Here is a 19,807-nt window from a genome sequence, read left to right on the forward strand (position 1 = left end):
CTTCTACTATTGATTTTTTCTACGCAATCTATCCATTAAGCTTTGTATATCAGCCTTTTTCTGCTCCGTTTCTTCTTTTAAAATTCCAATCTGGTAGATGCCGTCTATTTCTTCAATTAGCACACGAGCGCCTACTTGCACTGGTTTATTCATAGTAGACTGTAAAATGATTAGCTGCTCCTCTTCTTCTGGGTACTTCAAAAAAACTGCATATCCATCTTCAATACGGTCTAAGGTGTATTTAGTCGAGCTCACTAACAATATCCCCTTTCGCATTACGTAATTGTGCAGCATCCCCATCATTCAGCCAAATCTGTTTCTTTGTCCATTTTAAATAGTTTTGACCTTCTCGTGCATTTGAGCCACTAGTGACATACATCGTTTTCCCTGGTTGCAATGTCACATTGGGAAAGTTAAAAACTTGATGCCCTTCAATTGATATAAGCTGCCAATCTTTTAAGGACACTGCTTCATTACCGTTATTTTTAATGCCTACAATTTCTTCTATTAAATCTTTATTAACAATTTCAACAGTTGCACTCGTAGTTGGTGGTGCTGTTGGTGATGAGGCGATGGTTCCAGACCATTCTTTCGAATTCACCTCATAGTTTACCCCATCTGTTGATACGATAACAGTTCCCGCTTCTGCAGTTGCGTAAATTTCACTGCCAATTGCTTGTAATCGCTCAACTACTTCAGCATGAGGATGACCATACTTATTGCCCTCTCCATAGCTTAAAATTGCCACTTCAGGATGTACTTTCTGAATGAACTCCGCAGAGCTACTCGTGTTAGATCCATGATGACCTGCCTTTAAGATCGTTGCTTTCACATCGTCCTGCATCATCTCTTTTTCTAACGCTACCCCCGCGTCAGCTGTTAATAAAAATGATACATTGCCATATGCAAGTTTTAAAACAATAGAAGCATCATTATTATCTGTTGCATTTTCATTGGCGTTTAACACCTTCACATTTATATCATCATCAAACGTAATACGATCGCCGGTTTTCGGAACATTATAAGGAATATTCTTCGTATCAATAAGTGTCAGCATCTCTTCAAAAGTTTGAGATGTATGTACCTTCCCTGAATCATAAAATTGTCCAATATCTATCGAATTCAACACAGGAATTAAACCACCAATATGGTCTGCATCAGGATGGGTTGCGACCACTATATCAAGCTTGTTCACACCGAGTTCCTTCAAATACGAAACAACCTTTTGACCGGCTCCTTTAACGCCTCCATCAACAAGCATTGTTTTGCCGTTTGGCGATTCAATAAAAATCGAATCTCCTTGCCCTACATCAATAAAATGTACGCGCATTTCATGTCCCGCAGTGACGGATACCTTCTTCGTATTTGACGCCTCCGTACAGCCTGCTAATAAAAAAATACAAAGGAGCATTACTATTAATTTTTTCATTTCTAACTTCCTTTCTACTTTTCTATTATACAAAAAAGAGAGCTACCGATGGGCTGGGGGCGTTCGCTGAGTCGCAAGATCAACTTACAACGGATCAAAGTTATACCCATTTTGTATATAATGCTCAACCATTTTCTTAGTTTTCATGCGAATAAAATAATAAGGCTCTTGCATTGCCTGCGAAACACTAATAGCCTCATCTACTAATGATTCAACTACAGTGAAATGTTCAAGTAATGCAGGTTTATCATTTTCATCTATTGCCCCCGACAATAACACAGCGTGTACACTCGCTAATGTTGCAGCCTTTGCCACACCTAATGGCGCTTTCCCATGTAATGTTTGGCGATCTGATTTTCCTTCACCTGTCATTACAAACTCGGCACCTTCTAAATGCTTTTTTAACTGTACTGCATTCATCACAATCTCAATACCTGCATGAAAACTGCCGTTTAAAAAGGCGATTAACGCGCCTCCCATTCCACCTGCAGCGCCTGCCCCTTTGTAATCGTGTAATCGAATACCAACATGCTTTTCAACAATGTCCGCAAACTGCTTTAAGCAGCTATCAAAATAAGCAATTTGATGCTCTTTAACACCTTTTTGAGGCCCAAAAATAGCTGTTGCCCCTCGCTCTCCAATCAGTGGATTATCAACATCACAGGCAATAATAAATTTTGCTTCAGCTAATCGAGAATCTAGCTGACTGTCATCAATTGAGGATAAATCTAATAGTGCCGATACTCCATCAGCAATTAAGGTGCCATCTTCTTTTTTCAGTTGCAATCCAAGTGCCTTTAACATGCCTATACCAGCATCATTTGTCGCACTACCGCCGATTCCGACAATAAATTTTCTAAACCCTTTATCAAGAGCCGCCTTGATTAGCTGCCCCGTCCCATACGTCGATGCAAGCTCGGGATTTTTTTCTTCATCCTGCAATAGCATAATGCCGGATGCCTGAGCCATTTCAATAACACATGTTACATTATCACCAAGCACACCGTATCTCGCTTCAATTTCTCTTCCCAATGGATTAAGCACACGGTGCGAAAAATATTGACCTTCTGTTGAAGTAACAAGTGCTTCTAGTGTACCTTCTCCACCGTCTGCAACTGGTAAAATGACTGTTTCAATCGATTGATCAACATCCAATACTCCTGCCTGCATGGCACTAGCTACCTCGATGGCCGACAAAGTTCCCTTATAGGAATCTGGACTAATAACGACTTTCATGTTATACCTCCACTCATTTTAGTTAGACGCTTATCATCATTATAATTCAGACTAAGAACATTCCTGAGCTTTTATCGGAATACTTTTTAGCTTTATCGGGATGTTTCGTGGATTTATCGGAATAAAAAAAGGCAACCTGAAAAACATCAGACTGCCATCTTGTTTATGCCTTATATAATTCATCTAAAAACTCAATTTTTTTACCGATCGCCTCTTCAAACGTCATGATGTAGGCAGCAGGATCTTTTGGATTATGGAACTGTGTAATCTTTCCTGTCTCAGGATGAACAAATTTAGAGGAGGCTCCACAGCCAATCCCTAGAATAGTCTGTACTTCTTCCATGATGACAATATTATAGATACTTTCTTCTCCAGCTTTACTGTAGCCGACATTTTCTAAATTACCTAAAATATTTTTTTGACGATATAAATAGTACGGTACATATTCATTTTCCTTCGTCCATACTTGCGCCATATGCATCATTTCTGCAACAGTATCACGGTCTGCTACCTTGTACTTATTCTTATTACGTGTCATTTCTGATGCACGTTTAAATGATAATGTGTGTACTGTTAGCGATTCTGGCTGCATTTTTGCAGATTCATCTAATGAATTTTGGAACTCTTCAATCCCTTCATTCGGTAAACCAATAATTAAATCCATATTAATATTATTCATGCCTGATTCACGCGCTAACCAGAACTTATCAATTGTTTCTTGTACCGTATGATGGCGACCAATTGCTTTAAGGGTCTCATCTGTGTAAGATTGTGGATTAACACTTATTCGGTCAATGCCCCATTTTTTTAACACTTCTAGTTTTTCAGGCGTAATCGTATCAGGTCTGCCCGCTTCAACAGTTACTTCACGGATTGTATCAGGATTTGGGAAGGAGTCATACATCGTCTGATACAATGCATCCATTTCATCTGCCTCGATTGATGTCGGTGTACCACCACCCCAATAAATGGACGTTATTTTCATATTATTGTCCTTCAGCCATTTACCCATTTCACGTAATTCGATATGCAATCCATCTAAAAATGTTGCAACTCGCCCTTGCTTGCGATTGCTGCCAATCGCATACGCTGGGAAAGTACAATAAGCACATTTAGTCGGGCAAAAAGGAATGCCTATATAAATACTTATTTCTTTACCGATTTCATCTATATCAGGAATCGTTACTAACTGACGTTCAACTATTTCTTTTAGTAGCGCTACCTTTTCCTCTGACAAACGGAAATCACGAATTAGGATATCAGCAATTTCTTCATCTCTTTTTCCGGCCATTCGAAATTTATGGTACAACTTAGTCGGACGTACGCCCGTTAAAATTCCCCACTGTTGTTGCATGCCCGTATGTTGCTCTAGCACATCTAAAAATACGTGTGACAAAGCACGCTTCATACGAATATTTAGCTCACGTCCTTCAGCCCCAGATTCGTATTGAATACGGTAATCATTCGTATAACGCTTACCATCTACCTCAAGCACAGCTTTTGTAGAAATGGAAAAATCATCACCAATGTTATATTCAAATGACACTGTCATATCTGTTCCTTCAGCTTCTACTTTTAACTTGGAATCCTCAAAAAATAAATTCGCAATATGATTTAATACGCGAATCCAATCCTCAGGATATTTTTGATCTATGTGAATAATTTTCATTGTCTTCGCTCTTTTCTCTCAAAAATTACAGCACCAATAGTTTAACAAATTTTTATCACGTTAAGCAAAGCTACACTTAATAACAGAACATTCCGTTTATTGATACAAAAAATCCATTTTGAAAAATTTATCAAAATGGATTCTTATCTTTTATCTTTCAATAGCCGCGTTTGTTTTGAAACTTTCTTCTTTTAGTTTAAGAATTTTTCTTAATTCCATGCTTACTTTCTCCAAGCTTTCCATATCAGGAATAAAATAAGATACTTTGTCGATATACTGATCTTCGCCTTTTATTTCTATCGTTTTCGTAGATATGTTTTTAGCATTCAAATATTGCTTTTGAAGTGCGTAAATCTCTTCAAGGTCTAAATCTGTTTCTACGTTTTTTCCTAAAATATCTGCAATTTGACCAATTTTAAATATTGTATTCGTCGATTTTGCTTGATCAATTGTTGCAGTCAAAAATTGTCTTTGTCTTTCTTCACGAGAGTATGAAGCATTTATAGGTCTGTATCTCATTCTTACAAATGCAAGTGCCTCTTCCCCGTTTAAATGCGACTCTCCTTTATGAAAATCTATCCGTTTTTTATCGTAAATATTATCTTCCCAAAAATCCTCTTTTACATCTACTGTTACTCCACCTAAAGCATCGACAATATCTCTAAAGCCATCAAAGTTTACCGCAATAAAGTTATCTATCGGTATATTAAGGAATTTTTCAACTGTCTCTAATTGAAGTTTAATTGCCCCATAGTCTGTAATCGATCCATAATTATAAGCGGCATTGATTTTATGTACACCTGTATATTCCCCTGCATTTTCTATGTTAACTCTTGCATCCCTAGGCACTGTAATTAAGCTAATTTCAGATGTATCCGGCTCCAAGGTAATGACCATTTGAGTGTCTGCTCGACCATTTTCCGCTTCACTAGAGTAATCTTCAACACCTAATAAAAAAATGGAGATAGGATCTTTTTTAAATGAAACATCCTCTTCCCTTAGCTCTGATTTATTTCCATCTCTTTTTAAATCGACCTTTGAACTATCATAGGCATTTTTAAATTTAACAAACGCATAAGCTCCATAACTAGTTACGGTTAATAGTAAAATTACGATTACTATTAAAGTTATTTTTACTATTTTATTTTTAGGTTTCGCTTTTTTAGACCTTAATTTTCTTTCCACACAAAATCCTCTCTTCCATTAAAGTAACCATCTTCATTGATTAAGACGATAAATGCTCTCACAAGTTTCCTGCAATGATTATCTTTGGGAATATAATCAAATATTTATTTAAAATAACAGTTAAGAAAGTGAATGAATTCAGCATTTTTAAGGCGCAAAAAACCCATACAAAGGTAGGCACCTTAATATGGGTCTCTAAATTATTTTAAATATTCCTCTACAAATTCAACTGGTACATATGTTTTATATGCTTCTAGAAAAGCAGGTGCTGTATTAAGTGGGCGTAATGCTTTGTTATAACCAAACATTTTCTCTCCAAGTGTAATTGTGTAAGATAGATTACCTTTTGATACAATCGCGCCTTTACTTGTTGACTCTACTTTATAGCCAAGCTTTTCGGCAATCAAACGCAACGGAACCATTTTTGTTCCATCTACTTCATAGTAATCTGTCGCGATAATTTGTGCTATTTCCGCTTCTACAGTATTTTCTGTTGGATTTTCAGACTCGTCATCAAGAACAATTATTTTCGAAGGAGTTGTCTGAGCTGGGATACTTTTTGTTGAAGCTGTATAGAAAACTACTAAATTTTTCTCTATTAAGTCTTTCGCTGCAACTTTCTCTCCCTTTGAATTGATAAGCTCTGTATTTTCGCCAATGGTTAACTTCAACATTTCATAAGTATTCGTTAAGTTTTCAAAGAAGTAATCAACTTCAACAAATCCAGCTTCCTCAGTTTCAACAATGACAACATCAGGATTGAATTGTGGTGGATAAATTAATTTTTGTGGCTTGTTTGCGAATGTATAAGCTACTATTTTATCTCCTTTTTTAAGTTCCACTTTTTTACCTGTATTATCGAAAACAAGTGTATCCTTTGTGATTTCTAAAATGTTTGTTTGATCACCATCTTGTACTGTGAAGTATGTAATATTTTCACTTGAATTCACTTTTTCAACCGTTCCATAGGTATTGTTGAAGATGTGTACAGGATCAATTTGGATTTGTGGTACTTGTTGTTGTGCGTCTGTTGAATTTTCATTTGCTGAAGCGACTGGTATTACTACACTTCCAAATAATAATGCTGTCATTGCTACGGGTGCAATTTTTTTCATGTTCATAAAATCTCTCCTTATTATTAGGTTCATAGTAGTAGTAGTTTCAGTATGGTAAAAGTTTCATTAAAAATGGAGAATTTATGATAATAACCGTTTTTTTAGTCAATATCTATTATAATTAGCAATAAAGAATGGAATATTTGGCCTATTACCAATAGCATAGGGTTGATTTCTGTTCCTTTTTAACAAGTTTCGTCCCCAACTTTTGGTGATGAATTTACTAATTTTATAGAAGTAAGGAGATACTATGTTGAAAAAATGGATAATTCCACTATTGTTTCTAAGTTTTTCGTTATTTGCTTGCGAGGATCAGTCATCAGAAAAACCTGATGTTTCTAACGAGTCAACAAAGAATGACAAATTACCCTACACGACAGAAGAGTGGAAGCAACAAGCTTTAGATAGTACATGGTACAAAAACTTAACAATCCCAAGTGAAGAAGTTTTTGTAGAAATGATTGACTTTGAAGGAGATGAAGTCCCAGAACTCTTCATTAGTTATAGCGGTACTAATTACGGTTATATTATCGGTCATTATAATAAGAAACGCGAAGCTTGGGAACAATGGAATTCTCAACAATATGAAACGACAATTCATGGAGATTTCCGTTTTAAGGGTATCTTCAAGGACGAAGACAAAAAAGATATTGCATTAATAATCGATTTTGAAGCTGGTGCTTCAGGCAATTTAGAAGTTCTCCATTTACTTAAAGTAGCAGACGATGGTAGTAACATTATTAGCGGTCAATCCTATAGGCTCTATGAGAATAGTGAGTTAACAGTAGATACCTCTAAAAATACCTTTACTATTCAAGCAGGAGACTTTTTAGAGCATTTTACACTTCATGACCATGCTATAACTAGTGAAAATAGTACAACAAACTTATATTCTGGGTTACCAATCATTCAAAATTCTAAACTGCTAAAATTGTTAAATCATGATTTCTTTAAAACTGACATTATTTTTGGTGATACATATCCGATCGCTAAGGGGAAAGCCGGCTTGCCAAAAGGCGAGGATTATTATGAGGGGGGTCTTTGTTCTTTTTATGATAATTACTTTTTCTGTTTAGCTGAGGAAGAGGTACCTGTTAGTCATTATTATCTGTCAAATTTCAAAAATGTTACAAAAGAATCATTAGAGGAAGTCATAGGTCAAGCTATTCAAATTTCTTCTTATGAGAGATATGGAGATCCTGATGATATCGTATATTATGCAAATTTTGAATTTGATAATATTTATTTCCAAGGTGAATTTAATCATGATCAAAGTAACGCTGAGCTAACTAGTCTCTCATTAGGGATTAATGCTATAGAATAGTAAAAAACCACCTTGTCACTGAACTGCGCCCAATTGTTAGACACACCATCTAACAATTGAGTGTGCATTTCAAAATACTGGTAGTTCTCTTTTGGAGTTTCCAGTATCTACTCCTTTACAATTTCCTTTAACCCTGTAATATCGATACCGTTTAGTGCCTGAGTTGCAAGGCGGTCGGCTTCAGAATTTTCTTTACGTGCTATCAGCTTGTACTCTGGCTGAATACTAAGCTCCTCTAGCTTTGCATCGATTTTATCTGCCCAGCTAGATAAATTCTTTTCTAGCGCTGGCCATTCCCCACTCAATTGATTGATCACTACTTGGGAATCACCAGTGAAACAAACGGGCAAATGATGAACGTTCAATAGCTCAAGCTCAACTAATCCTAAATAAAGTGCTGCATATTCTGCTTCATTGTTAGATTTAAGCTCCGACGAAAAAGAATTTTGTCTTAATCGATATGGCTTGCCATTTTGTTCATAATAAATCACACAGCCCAGCCCCGATTGATATGTCGCACGATCAAAACCACCATCAAAATAAACTGTAATATTGTGTGGCTCAGTGTCAATTTCCTTTAAATATGCCTTGAGTTCCTTTAAAGACCAACTTGTATCCTGTCGATCGATACAATGCAGTGATTTTACTCTCCCTGTTCGCTCCATGTCCTCTGCAAGTAGTAATGCTTGAGCTGCTGGCATTTCTTCTGAACGCAAAACAGTTTCCGCACCCTTTTTCGCTTTATAAGTCCATTCGATGATGACATGCATAGTATAACCTCCGATGATAGTGAGCCATAAATTGAAAACGTGCTCCGACTTGCGGAAACACGTTTTCTTCTTACTTGTTATATGTGCAACTAATAGTACTTTTATGCCTACGCTTTTTCAGGACTCTGAACTTGGCTATTAAAATTCTTCATACAATGTTTGAATAGGTTTTATTAAAATTCGATTTACCTCTTCGATGATCTTACTTAAATTCATTTCTGCCTCAAGCATTGCAGTAATTTTTGTATTTTGCTGTGCAAGCTGTGCAGCTTTCTGCGCATATACAAGTTCATCTTCCAGAATATCTTCACCAGCTAATTGCTTTTTCTGTAGGTCAATTTGAACCTTACGGAAATTTTTGAATAGATTTAATGCCTCTTCATCTTCTTTAACAACTTTCACTGCTGCTTCCAAAGCTTCAAATTCAGGTGTTTTACGAAAAGCTGCCTCTAACGTATTAATTTCATTGTAAATATTATTCATCAACATAATTCTCCTTTTTAAATAAAGTAAACAATTAATCCTTGCACAATCCCAATCAATCCACCAAGAACTGCACCAAGTACTGTAATCATTTTAAACTCACGCTTTGAAATACCTAGTACAAGCTCCTCTAATTTCTCCACAGGGAAAGAATCAACCTGCTCACGTACTACTTCTTGTAAATTTAGACGTTTCAATACATCTTCTAATTTGTCTTCAGCTTTTACAAAAGCTTTTTCGATAGCTTGGGGAATTACTGTTTCCTTCATCCACGAATTCCCTTCTGGCCAATAATGCGAAATAGGATAATTCAAGCGTTCTTCAATTGCTAATTGTTCTTTTACGTAAGTTTGTAATTTGGATAATATGGCTTCAAAGCGAATATCTTGTAAGAAATCCATTGCTGGGCGATCTTTTAATTTCTCCAATTCCTGCGTAAAAATTTTCGTTAGTAATGTTGAAGTTCCTGGTGCCTGTAAAAATTTCACAAGCTCACGCTGAACCTTTGCCACGAGTGAAGAAGAATCACCTAAAAACATATTTATCATTCCACCAAGTGATCCTTTTGACGATAAGAAGTCATCAATCATCGCCTTAATTGTCAGTTCGCCCTCGGGTGATAAAAAATAATCCTCACCCTTTTCTAAAATATGATCAACCGCTACTGGTATCTTTGCATCAATCGTTTCTTGAATGTCTGCTGATAAAAGTGTACGAATTGATTTCGTAGATAGTGTATTCTTAACTGATTCAAATTGTCCCTCAACAATTGCTTCTACCTTCTGTTCAATTGTTGCTGGCATATTAGAAAATCCAGCTAATGATAGCCAATCCTGAATTGTTTTATCATTTGTAAAAATCGTTTCTTCTACCTTTGTTTGTACAAACTGTTCTACCTTTTCCTGAATATCCTTTGAGAAAAATTTCTTTCTAAAAGTTTCAGGTGTTAACAAATAATTTACAACCGTTAGCCCAAGTTGCTTCGCTAATTCGTCACGTCGTTTTGGAATAAGGCCTGGAGTAAAAGGTACTCGCCAATTTTTAATATATATAGCGTTATGTGGTCGAAAAAGCATTTTGATGGCTAAGTGATTCGTTACACCACCAATTGCAGCTCCAATGACTGCCATAAATATTAATGTCACTAGAAAATTATCCATTAGTATCCTCTCATTTCAATTGTATTCACTATTGGCGTTTTTTGTCGCCTGCTGCACTCATTATAGCAGAGCAATGATTTTCTACGAAAGAAATACCCCCTGTTAAAGTATGATGATTCACTATTTTTATCCTTCTTCATTAATTTGCAGATACTGATTTCCGATACGAACTTTAAACTTATTCAATATATAAGTTGATCTTCGTTATGATTAGGCGACTCCTTGGGGATCAGCAATAGAGGAACGCGAGTGAAGCGGCTCATCGGACGCCCTAGGAAGCTTTGCTCTGTGCGAAAGCGTAGTTCTAACGTAGCGGCAGCATCAACAAATGTTTTCTGTAGTGAAAGCGAAGCGACAGCTACAAAGCGCCCAATCGGAACGGAAATCAACACATGTTATGATTATGCCTATGCATATAAATAGCAACTTACAAGCGTCTGTAAAGTGAATAGTTGCAAAATTACCACTATCCTTGAATAATATTAACTACATATATAAGAAATGGGGTTTGGTTATGATTCAGCATTTTAGCTTTAAGCCTTTATTTGAAAATTCTCAGCTTCCAGGTTGGTCCATCTCGTTCTTTTATCAACGCGAACGTTATTCAGCGGAGTACTTAAAAGATGGCGTTATACAATGGAAAAGCTCTATCCCTCCTAACGAAGAGGAAGTAAGAAAAATGATTCATGAGCTTATGTTGTACCATGTTTACGACTAATAAAAGTAATACTTTTCAACACTCACACTATATAAATATACCTATTTTTCACTATTTCTAGCACTGCTATTATCTTATAATTGTTTAAATATGTTGAAATTCCCTTATCCTTCTTATACATTTATGTTATCATGTATTAAAGGGATTTTATGCAGGAGGCTATTTCTATGAGTAAAGTCACTCTTTCTGATGACATAAACAGTTATAATTCAAAACCATTAATTCGTGCAAAAGTAAAAGAATTTTTCCCCGAATTTTCAGCTAAAATTTTCGAGCTAGCGAATGAGGCTGAAGTTATTGATAGTAAAAAATTCGAAGCTCTTTCTGGCTTTAAAAGTGATTTCTACACGGAATACTGCAGTCAATTAAAAGGATTTTTCGATTCTTCTGCTAGTACTTTCGGAAAAAGACCTGTAAAAAATATGTTTTTAACATATAAGGGCACTAATTATATTTTCACAAAACAAGGTATAGCAGAAAAAGCACCTATTACAATTTCTCTTTATTCAGGTGAAATCCCGGTAAAAGAAACGCTACACGATGTGGAAAAAGCGTGCTTGAAATACGCTTTCAACAATAATTAAATAATGCAGAAGGAGCCATCTCATACGAAAATGGCTCCTTTTTTGTTGAAAACTATTTTTAAAATTAGTCGTCTCTTCATTTTTCCTACAAAAACATATGTTGTTGCTGCCGCTACGCTTTCGCACAAAGAACATATGCTGAAGTTTCGTTTTATCACTTTAAATGAAAGTGACTTGCCAGCACATATATATTATGCAGAATGGTTGATCTTCGTTAAGACTGGGCGACTTCTTGGGGATCAGCGATATTCTACAATACAAAGAAGCCACCTCATTTGCATGAGATGGCTCCGTTTTTGTTGCTATTAAAAATAATTCATTTAAAAAAATCAGCAAGTATGCACTCGTGAGATTTTTGACGTGTCGTTTTATATGAGATGTAAATGCTTCTTTCTCTAAACAAACTATCTTCTTTGCTACATTTAAAGTTAGCATAACAAATTTTTATTTTCAATCTTTTGGTGTTTGAAATTATATATTTTTTATATATCGTGAGAAAATTAACTAAAAAAAGTTGTTGTCAATATTTGTGTTTTGCATGTAAATATTTTATGATTAAATTATTCAACAATTTTTTAAATCATAGGAGGTGTACACTTTGCTTCCTTCCCCCATTCGGGCGGGAACAAAGGAATTATTTGGACGGAGACATAATGGAAATAACCATAAGGTTGGTGGCATTTGCCCTACTAATAATAATGACAGGATTTTTCGTTGCAACAGAATTTGCAATCGTTAAAGTAAGGACTACGCGAATTGATCAATTGCTTGCAGAAGGCAATAAAAAAGCAAAAAATGCAAAACGTGTAGTTTCAGATTTAGATGAATACTTATCTGCTTGTCAATTAGGTATTACAATCACTGCTTTAGGTCTAGGTTGGCTTGGTGAACCTACATTTAAGATTATTTTGAATCCAGTGTTTGAATTTCTAAATTTGAGTGAAAGTTTTACTACTGTCCTTTCATTTATACTTGCATTCTCAATTGTAACGTTTATGCATGTAGTTATAGGGGAATTGGCGCCAAAAACACTTGCCATCCAAAAAGCAGAATTTGTAACATTAAACCTTGCTGGCCCATTAGTATTATTCCACAATATTACTTATCCAATCATTAAGCTTTTAAACGGATCTGCACGTGCCTTAACTGGCCTTTTCGGCTTGAAAATGATGTCCGAATCAGAAGTAGCCCATACTGAAGAAGAGTTACGTATGATTTTGTCGGATAGTTTAAAGGGTGGAGAAATTAATACTTCAGAATATGAATATGTAAACAGTATTTTTGAGTTCTCTGATCGTCTTGCGAAAGAAATCATGGTCCCACGTACCGAAATCGTCGGCATTGAAAAAGAACTAACAATTAGAGAAGTTTTCGATTTAATGGGCGTTGAGCAATATACCCGTTACCCAATTATCGATGGTGACAAAGACCATATTATCGGCTTAGTCAATATGAAGCACTTATTAACCGCCTACATTAAAGATCCAGCAAATGGCGATAAACCAGTGATTGAATATATGCAGCCAATTATTCGCGTAATGGAAACAACGCAAATTAACGATTTGTTACTAAAAATACAGCGTGAACGCATTCATATGGCCATTTTAATGGATGAATATGGCGGAACATCTGGCCTAGTTACGATTGAGGATATTATTGAGGAAATTGTCGGCGACATTCAAGATGAATTCGATGAAGATGAAATTCCAGAGGTTCAGGAAATTGCAGAAAATCATTTTATTTTAGATGCGAAGATGCTAGTTGAAAGTGTTAATGATATGCTAGGTACTGACATAGAAGACGATGATATTGATACAATCGGTGGTTGGTTCATGACGAAACGCTTTGATGCGGTCGAAGGAGATAGTATTGAAGAACAAGGTTATGAATTTATCGCAAAAGAATTAGATGGTCACCATATTTTATACTTAGAAGTTCTGAAATTACCTGAACGTGATTTATCAAATGACAACGGTGAAGTAAATGACTAAAATCAATTACGCCTTGGCATAATTGCATTGGATTCGGCTTTGTACTTACACAAAGCCTGAGTTCCACTCTTCCAGCGGATGTTTGGACAAGCGCTGAAGGAGGTTACTTGCAGTGGTATGATTGATGTCGCAATTGTATGATCAAGTATAAAACTAATATTTTGCTCACAGCCTATAATGGCAAGAGCTTCTACTGAAGTAAAATAAATATTTACGCAAAAAACGACTCCCTTACACGAGAAGGGAGTCGTTTTATAATGCCATAAAGTTTTGCTAGGAGGAAACAAAATGGAGCTCTATACAAATTTACGTCAAGGGGAAAAAGGTGCCTGGTTATCTATTGGTACTTATATAATACTAAGCTCAATAAAACTGACGATTGGCTATATCGGAACATCAGAAGCACTAAAAGCAGATGGACTTAACAATACCACTGATATTATCGCATCCATTGCGGTCTTAATTGGATTACGGATTGCTCAAATGCCACCTGACTCTAATCACCAATACGGACATTTACGTGCTGAAACCGTTGCTTCACTTGTTGCTTCGTTCATTATGCTAATTGTTGGCTTACAGGTACTCATCAATTCGCTAAAAAGTCTATGGGAGCCAACTGGCACAGCACCATCATTATTAACAGCCTTTGTGGCAATCGGCAGTGCAGTTGTGATGTATATCGTGTATCGCTATAATTTGGCCCTATCCAAAAAAATAAAAAGCGCTGCTGTTAAGGCTGCAGCCTATGATAATCGCTCAGATGCCCTTGTTAGTATCGGTACAGCAATTGGGATTTTTGGCGCTATTTTTGGCTTCCCCATTATCGATACAATAACAGCTCTACTCGTCGCACTTCTTATTATTAAAACAGCTGTAGAAATCTTTTGGGAGGCAGTTCAAAGCCTCACAGATGCCTTTGATGTTGAAGAAGTTGAAACATTATCCGTTTTAATTCGTAATGTTGACGGAGTAATCGAGCTCTTGGACTTTAAGGGCCGAGCTCACGGCAATATGTATTTTATAGACGTAACAGTGACTGTTGATCCTTACTTAAATGTCTTTGAAAGTCATCGAATCACAGAAGAGATTGAAAAAACCGTTACTCATGAAAATCCCTTCTGTCAGGTACTCGTGCATATTGAGCCTGAAATAGAAGTAAATCCTCTAGCAAATGACGACAAGTCTCCTACCAATTGATTGGTTGGAGACTTGTTTTGTTAAACGAACTAAATCGTCTTGTGGCCTCTTTGGAAATGAAAGTTGCATATATTGTGTTAAAACAAATGGAAACGTTTATGGTTCACCAATTCCCATTGCTAATTGTAAGAAATAAGCAAAAATCAAAATTAATACATTTACCATTAGACCGATCCAACCCAAAATACGTCTTTTAGAAATAAACAAAGAAATAACAGCAAATATAATACCGATAATTGATAAAATACTAAAAACGGTGATACCAAAATAAATATCAAAAACGGGTCCTCTTGTTATAAAGAAAAAATAGCACTTATTATCGCGGGTAATAAAGATGTAACGCTTAAAATGTCTCCAGCTTTTCTCTTAGTCAAATAACCACTCCCTCATTCGTCTTTATTCCTTTTCTACAGCTAAACGACTCATCGTCAGAACATGGGTTAAGTTCCGTAGTGACTACTTACATCAGACAATTCTTTCTTTTCATGATACAACATAATGATGGAAGCGTATGTTTTTACACCGTTTTAAATGTGAAAAATTTCAATATAAACAAAGAAACCTCCTATTTATCATAGATAGGAAGTTTAATTTGTTTAAATTATTTAATGGCAATATAAATATCGACCTGAGCTTCTTTAGGGTTGGCACATCGTTCATCGTACATTTCAAAGTCACCTGTGTATGTTCGCTCTATATCTGAGCTTGCAAACCAAGCCCAGACATCCTGCCATGCTTTTACGACAACTTCTTCAAATGGACCTTTATCAGAAGTGAAAACTACGTATTTAGCAGCTGGCACTGTTTTTACAACCATACCTTCAGGAATTTCGTCGGCTGCAACTACTTCCACTCCAAGTGTAATGGAATACTCTCCGTTAACATCAGTTTCATAATCAGAATACAGTCCATACGTTACTTGATTTACTGCATTAGCTACCTGCCCTACAACATTTTGCTGATAAAAATCCGACCATAATTGTGGGATTTTTGCTTGAGCGGTAATTTCATTTGCATTACTTGTTCGCGTTGAAATTCCTACAATTTGAAATGATTCTTTATTCATCACAATTGGTTCTTGTATATCATGCTTTCTCCATCTCTTTAGGCTTGGTAAAAATGACGTCAACATTTGGCGTGCATCCTCTTCCGCCATACCATCTTCCTTTAAATGTGGGACACAAATTTCGATCATTTCTTCAACTGCTAAATTTGGCTGTTTGAACTCTCCTACTTCATAACAATAAGTGCAATAGTCCTCACTTTTGTGTCCTTCTTTTTCTGTACCAAATAATGCCTCATCCACTAATGGCATTCCACAGCTTTGACAATAACTTTGCATCATTACATCCACCCTTCGTCCTGTTTGTAATGACTATAACAAAGGAAACCTGACAACTGTATGTCATCAATTCATTTTATTTATACAACGTTACAATTTCCTTTGCTCGCATTAATACAATTTCACGTATATGAGGTGGTTCTAAAACTTTTATTCGATGGCCAAAGCTAAGAAGAAAGCCGTATAGCCATTCATCCTCAGGCAATGCAATGTTGATAGTAGAACTTTCACTATTTACATGCTCAGCGCCAAATGACTCTTCTACTAATGTCGTTATAGCACAATCGAAAGATAACGTAAGGTTTACTACATTTTGAGGATGGTGCCACTCTTTATCCCATGGGAGTTCAGATAAGTTGACTTCCCTGCGCTGGAAAGTCGTCATCTCTTCTTGTATATCCTTCATTCTTGAAATTTTAAATAAGCGAAAATCTTCTCTCAATGTGCAAAAGCCATAAACATACCAAACTTTTCCCTTTTGTACTATAGTATGCGGCTCTAATAATCGTCTTGTTATATGACCATGTGTAGTAGAATACGTAAAACTTACACAATGTTCGCGTTCAATTGCTTTCTTTAATAAAGTAATTTGTTCCTTGAAAATAACATTTGGCCCCCAAGGGCTCAGGTCAATAAATAGTTGATCAATCGATTGTTTTACTTCCTCATCCGCAACACCTGTTAATTTTTCAAGTACTGCTTCGGCATGTGAATCCTCGTATGTTGTTAATGCACTTTTAATGGCAATTGAAAGTGATGTAAGCTCCTCCTTCGTCAACACCTGCTTATCAACACGATAGCCATCGATCAAACTAATTCCACCATTAACACCCTGCTGGCTAATAACAGGAACCCCTGCACAGCTCAATGTTTCAATATCTCGATAAATAGTACGCACTGACACATTAAATAAATCGGCAAGCTCCTGGGCTGTCACCTTTTTACGATTTATTAAAATCATCGTCATTGTTAAAAGCCGCTCTAATTTCATATTTGTGCTCCTTTACTCTAAACCCTATTTCCCCCATTGCTAATTACATCGTTTAACTTCCAAATCCTTACTCAATTATATTTACAATATAAGAAAAAACAACCTAGGTACTTATCATGGGCGCTTCCCGAGTCACATTCCACACCTTCTTATACAAAAACGGCGGGTTGCTACAATTTGTAGAAACACGCCGTTTACATTCATTATCTTTTAAACACCGCTACCCTCTGTCAGTCCGTGCTTCACAGCATAAAGAGCCGCCTGAGTACGATCCTGCACCTGTAGCTTCGTAAAAATATTAGAAATATGAGTTTTCACTGTTTTTTCTGTAACGAATAAAGAGGACGCAATCTCTCGATTACTTTTCCCTTTTGTAAGCTCTGCAAGCACATCCTGTTCACGAGGCGTTAGCGGGTTTAAAACATGAGGTGCATTTTTCGATTCTTGACGGTCCATTTCTAGAGTCGTTGTTGCTTCTGGATGTATTGTATTTTCTCCTCGCATAATACGACAAATGGACAATACCAACTCATCAGGCTCAATATCTTTCAACTGATAGCCTGCAGCTCCTGCCTCCATAGCTGGTACCACATGATCACGATCTGAAAAGCTTGTCAGCATTAGAATTTCTATATGCGGAAACTTAGCTTTAATGCGCTTTGTTGCCTGAATACCATCCATTTCAGGCATTACCAAGTCCATGAGTATAATATCTGGCTGTATACTTTCCGCTAATGCTACTGCCTCTAATCCATTTTTTGCTTCTCCTACAACTTCAATATCTTTTTGTGTTTTTAAGAAAAACAATAATCCACGACGTACTACATGATGATCATCCGCGATTAAAACACGTATCATACTCTTCCCCCCTAATATGGCAAGCGGATTAACAGCTCTGTTCCTTTGCCAATTTCACTAACCCAGTCAGCTTTGCCACCAACTGATTTTGCACGATCCTTTATGGATTGCAAGCCCATTGAAAGTAGCTTCGTGTTATGATCGATGACGAAGCCTCGTCCCTCATCACGAATAACAAGTAAAATATCAGTAGAAGTGACCGTTATATATAGCGCAGCCTCCAGCACACCAGCGTGACGACGAACATTGTTCAGTGCTTCTTGGGCTACCCGAAATAATGTTTCTTCGATACGCGATGGGAATTGCAATACACCAGAGACCGTTACTTGAAGCTTCAAGCCAAGCATTTCAGCATATACTTTGATTGCTTCTAGTAAACCATTTTCTAATCCTTTTGGACGAAGTTGCCAAATGAGAGCACGCATTTCTGTTAAGGCATCCTGTGTTAAGTGCTGAATCTCCTTAAATGTTTCCTTCACATCACAATCGTTTGTCATTTCAATACCAGCTCTCGCCGTTAATGTAACAGAAAAAAGTAGCTGATTGACAGAATCATGTAAATCTCGTGCTAGACGATTGCGCTCCTTCACAAGTGCCATTTCTTGTTCCTGCTTTGTCAGCAAAATACGCTTAATGGCCGACCCCATCTGAAATGCAACCGATTCAAGTAATGCTAGCTCTTCCTCTGAAAAACGCACGGTATCCTTTGATGCAACATTTAGGACACCAAAACGCTCTTGCCCTGATTGAAGCGGAACCGTTGCATGATGTGTGATGCCTTCATGATCACCAACATTTGCATCAATTGCACTTTCGATACGTTGACATTCAATAATATTAGAGGCTTTCTTTAATTCCTCATTACGATAGCGGGAAACACACCAGCAGCCTCCCTTTTTTAAATAATGACAATTTTTATACTCCAAAGCCTCTGGTAAATTGACATGGACAACAAGCTCTGATCGCCCTTTTTCATCGATAAAAAAAATCCAGCCTGTTTCAAAATTTGTGCCATTTAAAAATTTCACAAGCGCTCCTTTTAGCATCGACACAATTTCAGTTTCTTCGTTTAATAACTCTGCAATCTCTTTTAAAATACCAATATTGGAATGATCATTCTCCCTCACAAAAACACCTCTTCTTTGGCATTGCTAATTTAATGATAACATTTCAAAGTCTGGAACGTCTGCCTAAGCCATTCATACTTTAGACTGAAATTTTTCATAAGAATACACCTTATTTTGGGTAAGTTAATTTACATATAAAACTAGAACAACTATAATCGAACAAGTACATGGTTATACTAAGGAGAGAACTTATATGTCTAAAAAAGTAGAGAATGGCTTATTATTTATTTGGATTGTCTCTGTCGTTGCAACATTGGGTTCCTTATACTTTTCTGAAATCCGTCATTATGAACCTTGTAAAATGTGTTGGTACCAACGAATTTTCATGTATCCAATTGTCATTATGACAACGATTGCCTTTATCCAAAAAAATGCACGTATTGCTGTAACAACTGCTGTTTTTGCCATTATGGGAGGCAGTATATCACTTTATCATTATGGTATTCAAAAGCTTAGTTTTTTAGCTGAAACTGCACCTTCATGTGGTGCTGTTTCATGTACTGGTCAATATATCAATTGGTTAGGTTTTATCACAATCCCATTTTTAGCGTTAACTGCATTTATTTTAATTGCAGGGGCAAGCTTCTATGTAATGAAGGCTGCTAAAGCAGCAAATTAATTTCTAGAC

21 protein-coding genes are annotated in these 19,807 nt (G+C 36.4%); 8 read left to right on the forward strand and 13 right to left on the reverse strand.

Annotated features, from left to right (window positions below):
* Nucleotides 1–6: 6 nt before the first annotated feature.
* From ACQKN4_RS14365 to ACQKN4_RS14390, 6 genes are all read right to left on the reverse strand, one after another.
* Nucleotides 7–255: a DUF3006 domain-containing protein gene (locus tag ACQKN4_RS14365; protein ID WP_079563317.1), complete on the reverse strand. Its 249-nt coding sequence runs from the start codon at nucleotides 253–255 to the stop codon at nucleotides 7–9.
* Nucleotides 242–1,429, reverse strand: a complete 1,188-nt coding sequence (locus ACQKN4_RS14370; RefSeq protein WP_427484004.1) for an MBL fold metallo-hydrolase — start codon at nucleotides 1,427–1,429, stop codon at nucleotides 242–244. The genes ACQKN4_RS14365 and ACQKN4_RS14370 overlap by 14 nt, the downstream gene beginning before the upstream one ends.
* Before the next feature lie 84 nt (nucleotides 1,430–1,513).
* Nucleotides 1,514–2,665, reverse strand: a complete 1,152-nt coding sequence (locus ACQKN4_RS14375) for a glycerate kinase (protein WP_427484005.1) — start codon at nucleotides 2,663–2,665, stop codon at nucleotides 1,514–1,516.
* A gap of 163 nt (nucleotides 2,666–2,828) precedes the next feature.
* Nucleotides 2,829–4,334: a coproporphyrinogen III oxidase gene (locus ACQKN4_RS14380; RefSeq protein WP_079563314.1), complete on the reverse strand. Its 1,506-nt coding sequence runs from the start codon at nucleotides 4,332–4,334 to the stop codon at nucleotides 2,829–2,831.
* Between the two features lie 150 nt (nucleotides 4,335–4,484).
* Complete coding sequence (locus tag ACQKN4_RS14385) at nucleotides 4,485–5,519, reverse strand: LCP family protein (RefSeq protein WP_079563313.1); 1,035 nt, start codon at nucleotides 5,517–5,519, stop codon at nucleotides 4,485–4,487.
* A gap of 200 nt (nucleotides 5,520–5,719) precedes the next feature.
* The gene (locus ACQKN4_RS14390) at nucleotides 5,720–6,640 is read right to left on the reverse strand and encodes a copper amine oxidase N-terminal domain-containing protein (protein ID WP_079563312.1); all 921 of its coding nucleotides are present in this window, start codon (nucleotides 6,638–6,640) and stop codon (nucleotides 5,720–5,722) included.
* A 244-nt stretch (nucleotides 6,641–6,884) separates the two neighbouring features.
* Between ACQKN4_RS14390 and ACQKN4_RS14395 the strand changes: the two genes are divergently transcribed.
* Entirely contained in the window at nucleotides 6,885–7,958 is a 1,074-nt protein-coding gene (locus tag ACQKN4_RS14395; RefSeq protein ID WP_427484006.1) for a hypothetical protein, read from the forward strand.
* A gap of 107 nt (nucleotides 7,959–8,065) precedes the next feature.
* Here ACQKN4_RS14395 and ACQKN4_RS14400 read toward each other — a convergent pair whose 3' ends face one another.
* From ACQKN4_RS14400 to ACQKN4_RS14410, 3 genes are all read right to left on the reverse strand, one after another.
* Entirely contained in the window at nucleotides 8,066–8,728 is a 663-nt protein-coding gene (locus ACQKN4_RS14400; protein WP_349661974.1) for a ribonuclease H family protein, read from the reverse strand.
* A 138-nt stretch (nucleotides 8,729–8,866) separates the two neighbouring features.
* Entirely contained in the window at nucleotides 8,867–9,211 is a 345-nt protein-coding gene (locus tag ACQKN4_RS14405; RefSeq protein WP_079563309.1) for a YlbF family regulator, read from the reverse strand.
* 17 nt (nucleotides 9,212–9,228) lie between these two features.
* Nucleotides 9,229–10,371 carry a DUF445 domain-containing protein gene (locus ACQKN4_RS14410; protein ID WP_427484007.1) on the reverse strand — a complete coding sequence of 381 codons (1,143 nt, stop codon included), beginning with the start codon at nucleotides 10,369–10,371 and terminating at the stop codon, nucleotides 9,229–9,231.
* A 288-nt stretch (nucleotides 10,372–10,659) separates the two neighbouring features.
* Between ACQKN4_RS14410 and ACQKN4_RS14415 the strand changes: the two genes are divergently transcribed.
* From ACQKN4_RS14415 to ACQKN4_RS14440, 6 genes are all read left to right on the forward strand, one after another.
* Nucleotides 10,660–10,794 carry a hypothetical protein gene (locus ACQKN4_RS14415; RefSeq protein ID WP_427484008.1) on the forward strand — a complete coding sequence of 45 codons (135 nt, stop codon included), beginning with the start codon at nucleotides 10,660–10,662 and terminating at the stop codon, nucleotides 10,792–10,794.
* Between the two features lie 91 nt (nucleotides 10,795–10,885).
* Nucleotides 10,886–11,089, forward strand: a complete 204-nt coding sequence (locus ACQKN4_RS14420; RefSeq protein ID WP_427484009.1) for a YheE family protein — start codon at nucleotides 10,886–10,888, stop codon at nucleotides 11,087–11,089.
* A gap of 167 nt (nucleotides 11,090–11,256) precedes the next feature.
* Entirely contained in the window at nucleotides 11,257–11,673 is a 417-nt protein-coding gene (locus ACQKN4_RS14425) for a hypothetical protein (protein ID WP_079563306.1), read from the forward strand.
* A gap of 698 nt (nucleotides 11,674–12,371) precedes the next feature.
* Entirely contained in the window at nucleotides 12,372–13,664 is a 1,293-nt protein-coding gene (locus ACQKN4_RS14430; protein WP_427484010.1) for a hemolysin family protein, read from the forward strand.
* A gap of 288 nt (nucleotides 13,665–13,952) precedes the next feature.
* The gene (locus tag ACQKN4_RS14435) at nucleotides 13,953–14,861 is read left to right on the forward strand and encodes a cation diffusion facilitator family transporter (RefSeq protein ID WP_079563303.1); all 909 of its coding nucleotides are present in this window, start codon (nucleotides 13,953–13,955) and stop codon (nucleotides 14,859–14,861) included.
* Between the two features lie 17 nt (nucleotides 14,862–14,878).
* The gene (locus ACQKN4_RS14440; protein WP_427484011.1) at nucleotides 14,879–15,058 is read left to right on the forward strand and encodes a hypothetical protein; all 180 of its coding nucleotides are present in this window, start codon (nucleotides 14,879–14,881) and stop codon (nucleotides 15,056–15,058) included.
* Nucleotides 15,059–15,462: 404 nt separating this feature from the next.
* On the opposite strand, the gene ACQKN4_RS14445 is transcribed toward ACQKN4_RS14440, so the two are convergent.
* The 4 genes from ACQKN4_RS14445 to ACQKN4_RS14460 form a co-directional block, all read right to left on the reverse strand.
* The gene (locus tag ACQKN4_RS14445) at nucleotides 15,463–16,206 is read right to left on the reverse strand and encodes an effector binding domain-containing protein (protein WP_427484012.1); all 744 of its coding nucleotides are present in this window, start codon (nucleotides 16,204–16,206) and stop codon (nucleotides 15,463–15,465) included.
* Nucleotides 16,207–16,279: 73 nt separating this feature from the next.
* On the reverse strand, nucleotides 16,280–17,194 hold the full coding sequence (locus ACQKN4_RS14450; RefSeq protein WP_427484013.1) for a helix-turn-helix transcriptional regulator: 915 nt from the start codon (nucleotides 17,192–17,194) through the stop codon (nucleotides 16,280–16,282).
* Between the two features lie 210 nt (nucleotides 17,195–17,404).
* Nucleotides 17,405–18,052, reverse strand: coding sequence for a response regulator (locus ACQKN4_RS14455; RefSeq protein WP_079563300.1), 648 nt, complete (start codon nucleotides 18,050–18,052; stop codon nucleotides 17,405–17,407).
* Nucleotides 18,053–18,063: 11 nt separating this feature from the next.
* Nucleotides 18,064–19,179, reverse strand: coding sequence for a GAF domain-containing sensor histidine kinase (locus ACQKN4_RS14460; RefSeq protein WP_079563299.1), 1,116 nt, complete (start codon nucleotides 19,177–19,179; stop codon nucleotides 18,064–18,066).
* A 193-nt stretch (nucleotides 19,180–19,372) separates the two neighbouring features.
* Between ACQKN4_RS14460 and ACQKN4_RS14465 the strand changes: the two genes are divergently transcribed.
* Nucleotides 19,373–19,798, forward strand: coding sequence for a disulfide oxidoreductase (locus tag ACQKN4_RS14465; protein WP_079563298.1), 426 nt, complete (start codon nucleotides 19,373–19,375; stop codon nucleotides 19,796–19,798).
* Nucleotides 19,799–19,807 lie beyond the last annotated feature (9 nt).

Origin of the sequence: Lysinibacillus sp. NPDC093692, assembly GCF_050280125.1 — a bacterium.
GTDB lineage: Bacteria > Bacillota > Bacilli > Bacillales_A > Planococcaceae > Lysinibacillus.

Excerpts from the sequence above, each read along its gene's own strand:
- ACQKN4_RS14430 (WP_427484010.1), top strand. The coding sequence starts at position 12,372 with ATGACAGGATTTTTCGTTGCAACAGAATTTGCAATCGTTAAAGTAAGG.
- ACQKN4_RS14455 (WP_079563300.1), bottom strand. The coding sequence starts at position 18,052 with ATGATACGTGTTTTAATCGCGGATGATCATCATGTAGTACGTCGTGGA.
- ACQKN4_RS14380 (WP_079563314.1), bottom strand. The coding sequence starts at position 4,334 with ATGAAAATTATTCACATAGATCAAAAATATCCTGAGGATTGGATTCGC.
- ACQKN4_RS14395 (WP_427484006.1), top strand. The coding sequence starts at position 6,885 with ATGTTGAAAAAATGGATAATTCCACTATTGTTTCTAAGTTTTTCGTTA.
- ACQKN4_RS14465 (WP_079563298.1), top strand. The coding sequence starts at position 19,373 with ATGTCTAAAAAAGTAGAGAATGGCTTATTATTTATTTGGATTGTCTCT.
- ACQKN4_RS14400 (WP_349661974.1), bottom strand. The coding sequence starts at position 8,728 with ATGCATGTCATCATCGAATGGACTTATAAAGCGAAAAAGGGTGCGGAA.
- ACQKN4_RS14420 (WP_427484009.1), top strand. The coding sequence starts at position 10,886 with ATGATTCAGCATTTTAGCTTTAAGCCTTTATTTGAAAATTCTCAGCTT.
- ACQKN4_RS14410 (WP_427484007.1), bottom strand. The coding sequence starts at position 10,371 with ATGGATAATTTTCTAGTGACATTAATATTTATGGCAGTCATTGGAGCT.
- ACQKN4_RS14375 (WP_427484005.1), bottom strand. The coding sequence starts at position 2,665 with ATGAAAGTCGTTATTAGTCCAGATTCCTATAAGGGAACTTTGTCGGCC.
- ACQKN4_RS14370 (WP_427484004.1), bottom strand. The coding sequence starts at position 1,429 with ATGAAAAAATTAATAGTAATGCTCCTTTGTATTTTTTTATTAGCAGGC.
- ACQKN4_RS14445 (WP_427484012.1), bottom strand. The coding sequence starts at position 16,206 with ATGATGCAAAGTTATTGTCAAAGCTGTGGAATGCCATTAGTGGATGAG.
- ACQKN4_RS14405 (WP_079563309.1), bottom strand. The coding sequence starts at position 9,211 with ATGAATAATATTTACAATGAAATTAATACGTTAGAGGCAGCTTTTCGT.
- ACQKN4_RS14425 (WP_079563306.1), top strand. The coding sequence starts at position 11,257 with ATGAGTAAAGTCACTCTTTCTGATGACATAAACAGTTATAATTCAAAA.
- ACQKN4_RS14435 (WP_079563303.1), top strand. The coding sequence starts at position 13,953 with ATGGAGCTCTATACAAATTTACGTCAAGGGGAAAAAGGTGCCTGGTTA.
- ACQKN4_RS14450 (WP_427484013.1), bottom strand. The coding sequence starts at position 17,194 with ATGAAATTAGAGCGGCTTTTAACAATGACGATGATTTTAATAAATCGT.
- ACQKN4_RS14390 (WP_079563312.1), bottom strand. The coding sequence starts at position 6,640 with ATGAACATGAAAAAAATTGCACCCGTAGCAATGACAGCATTATTATTT.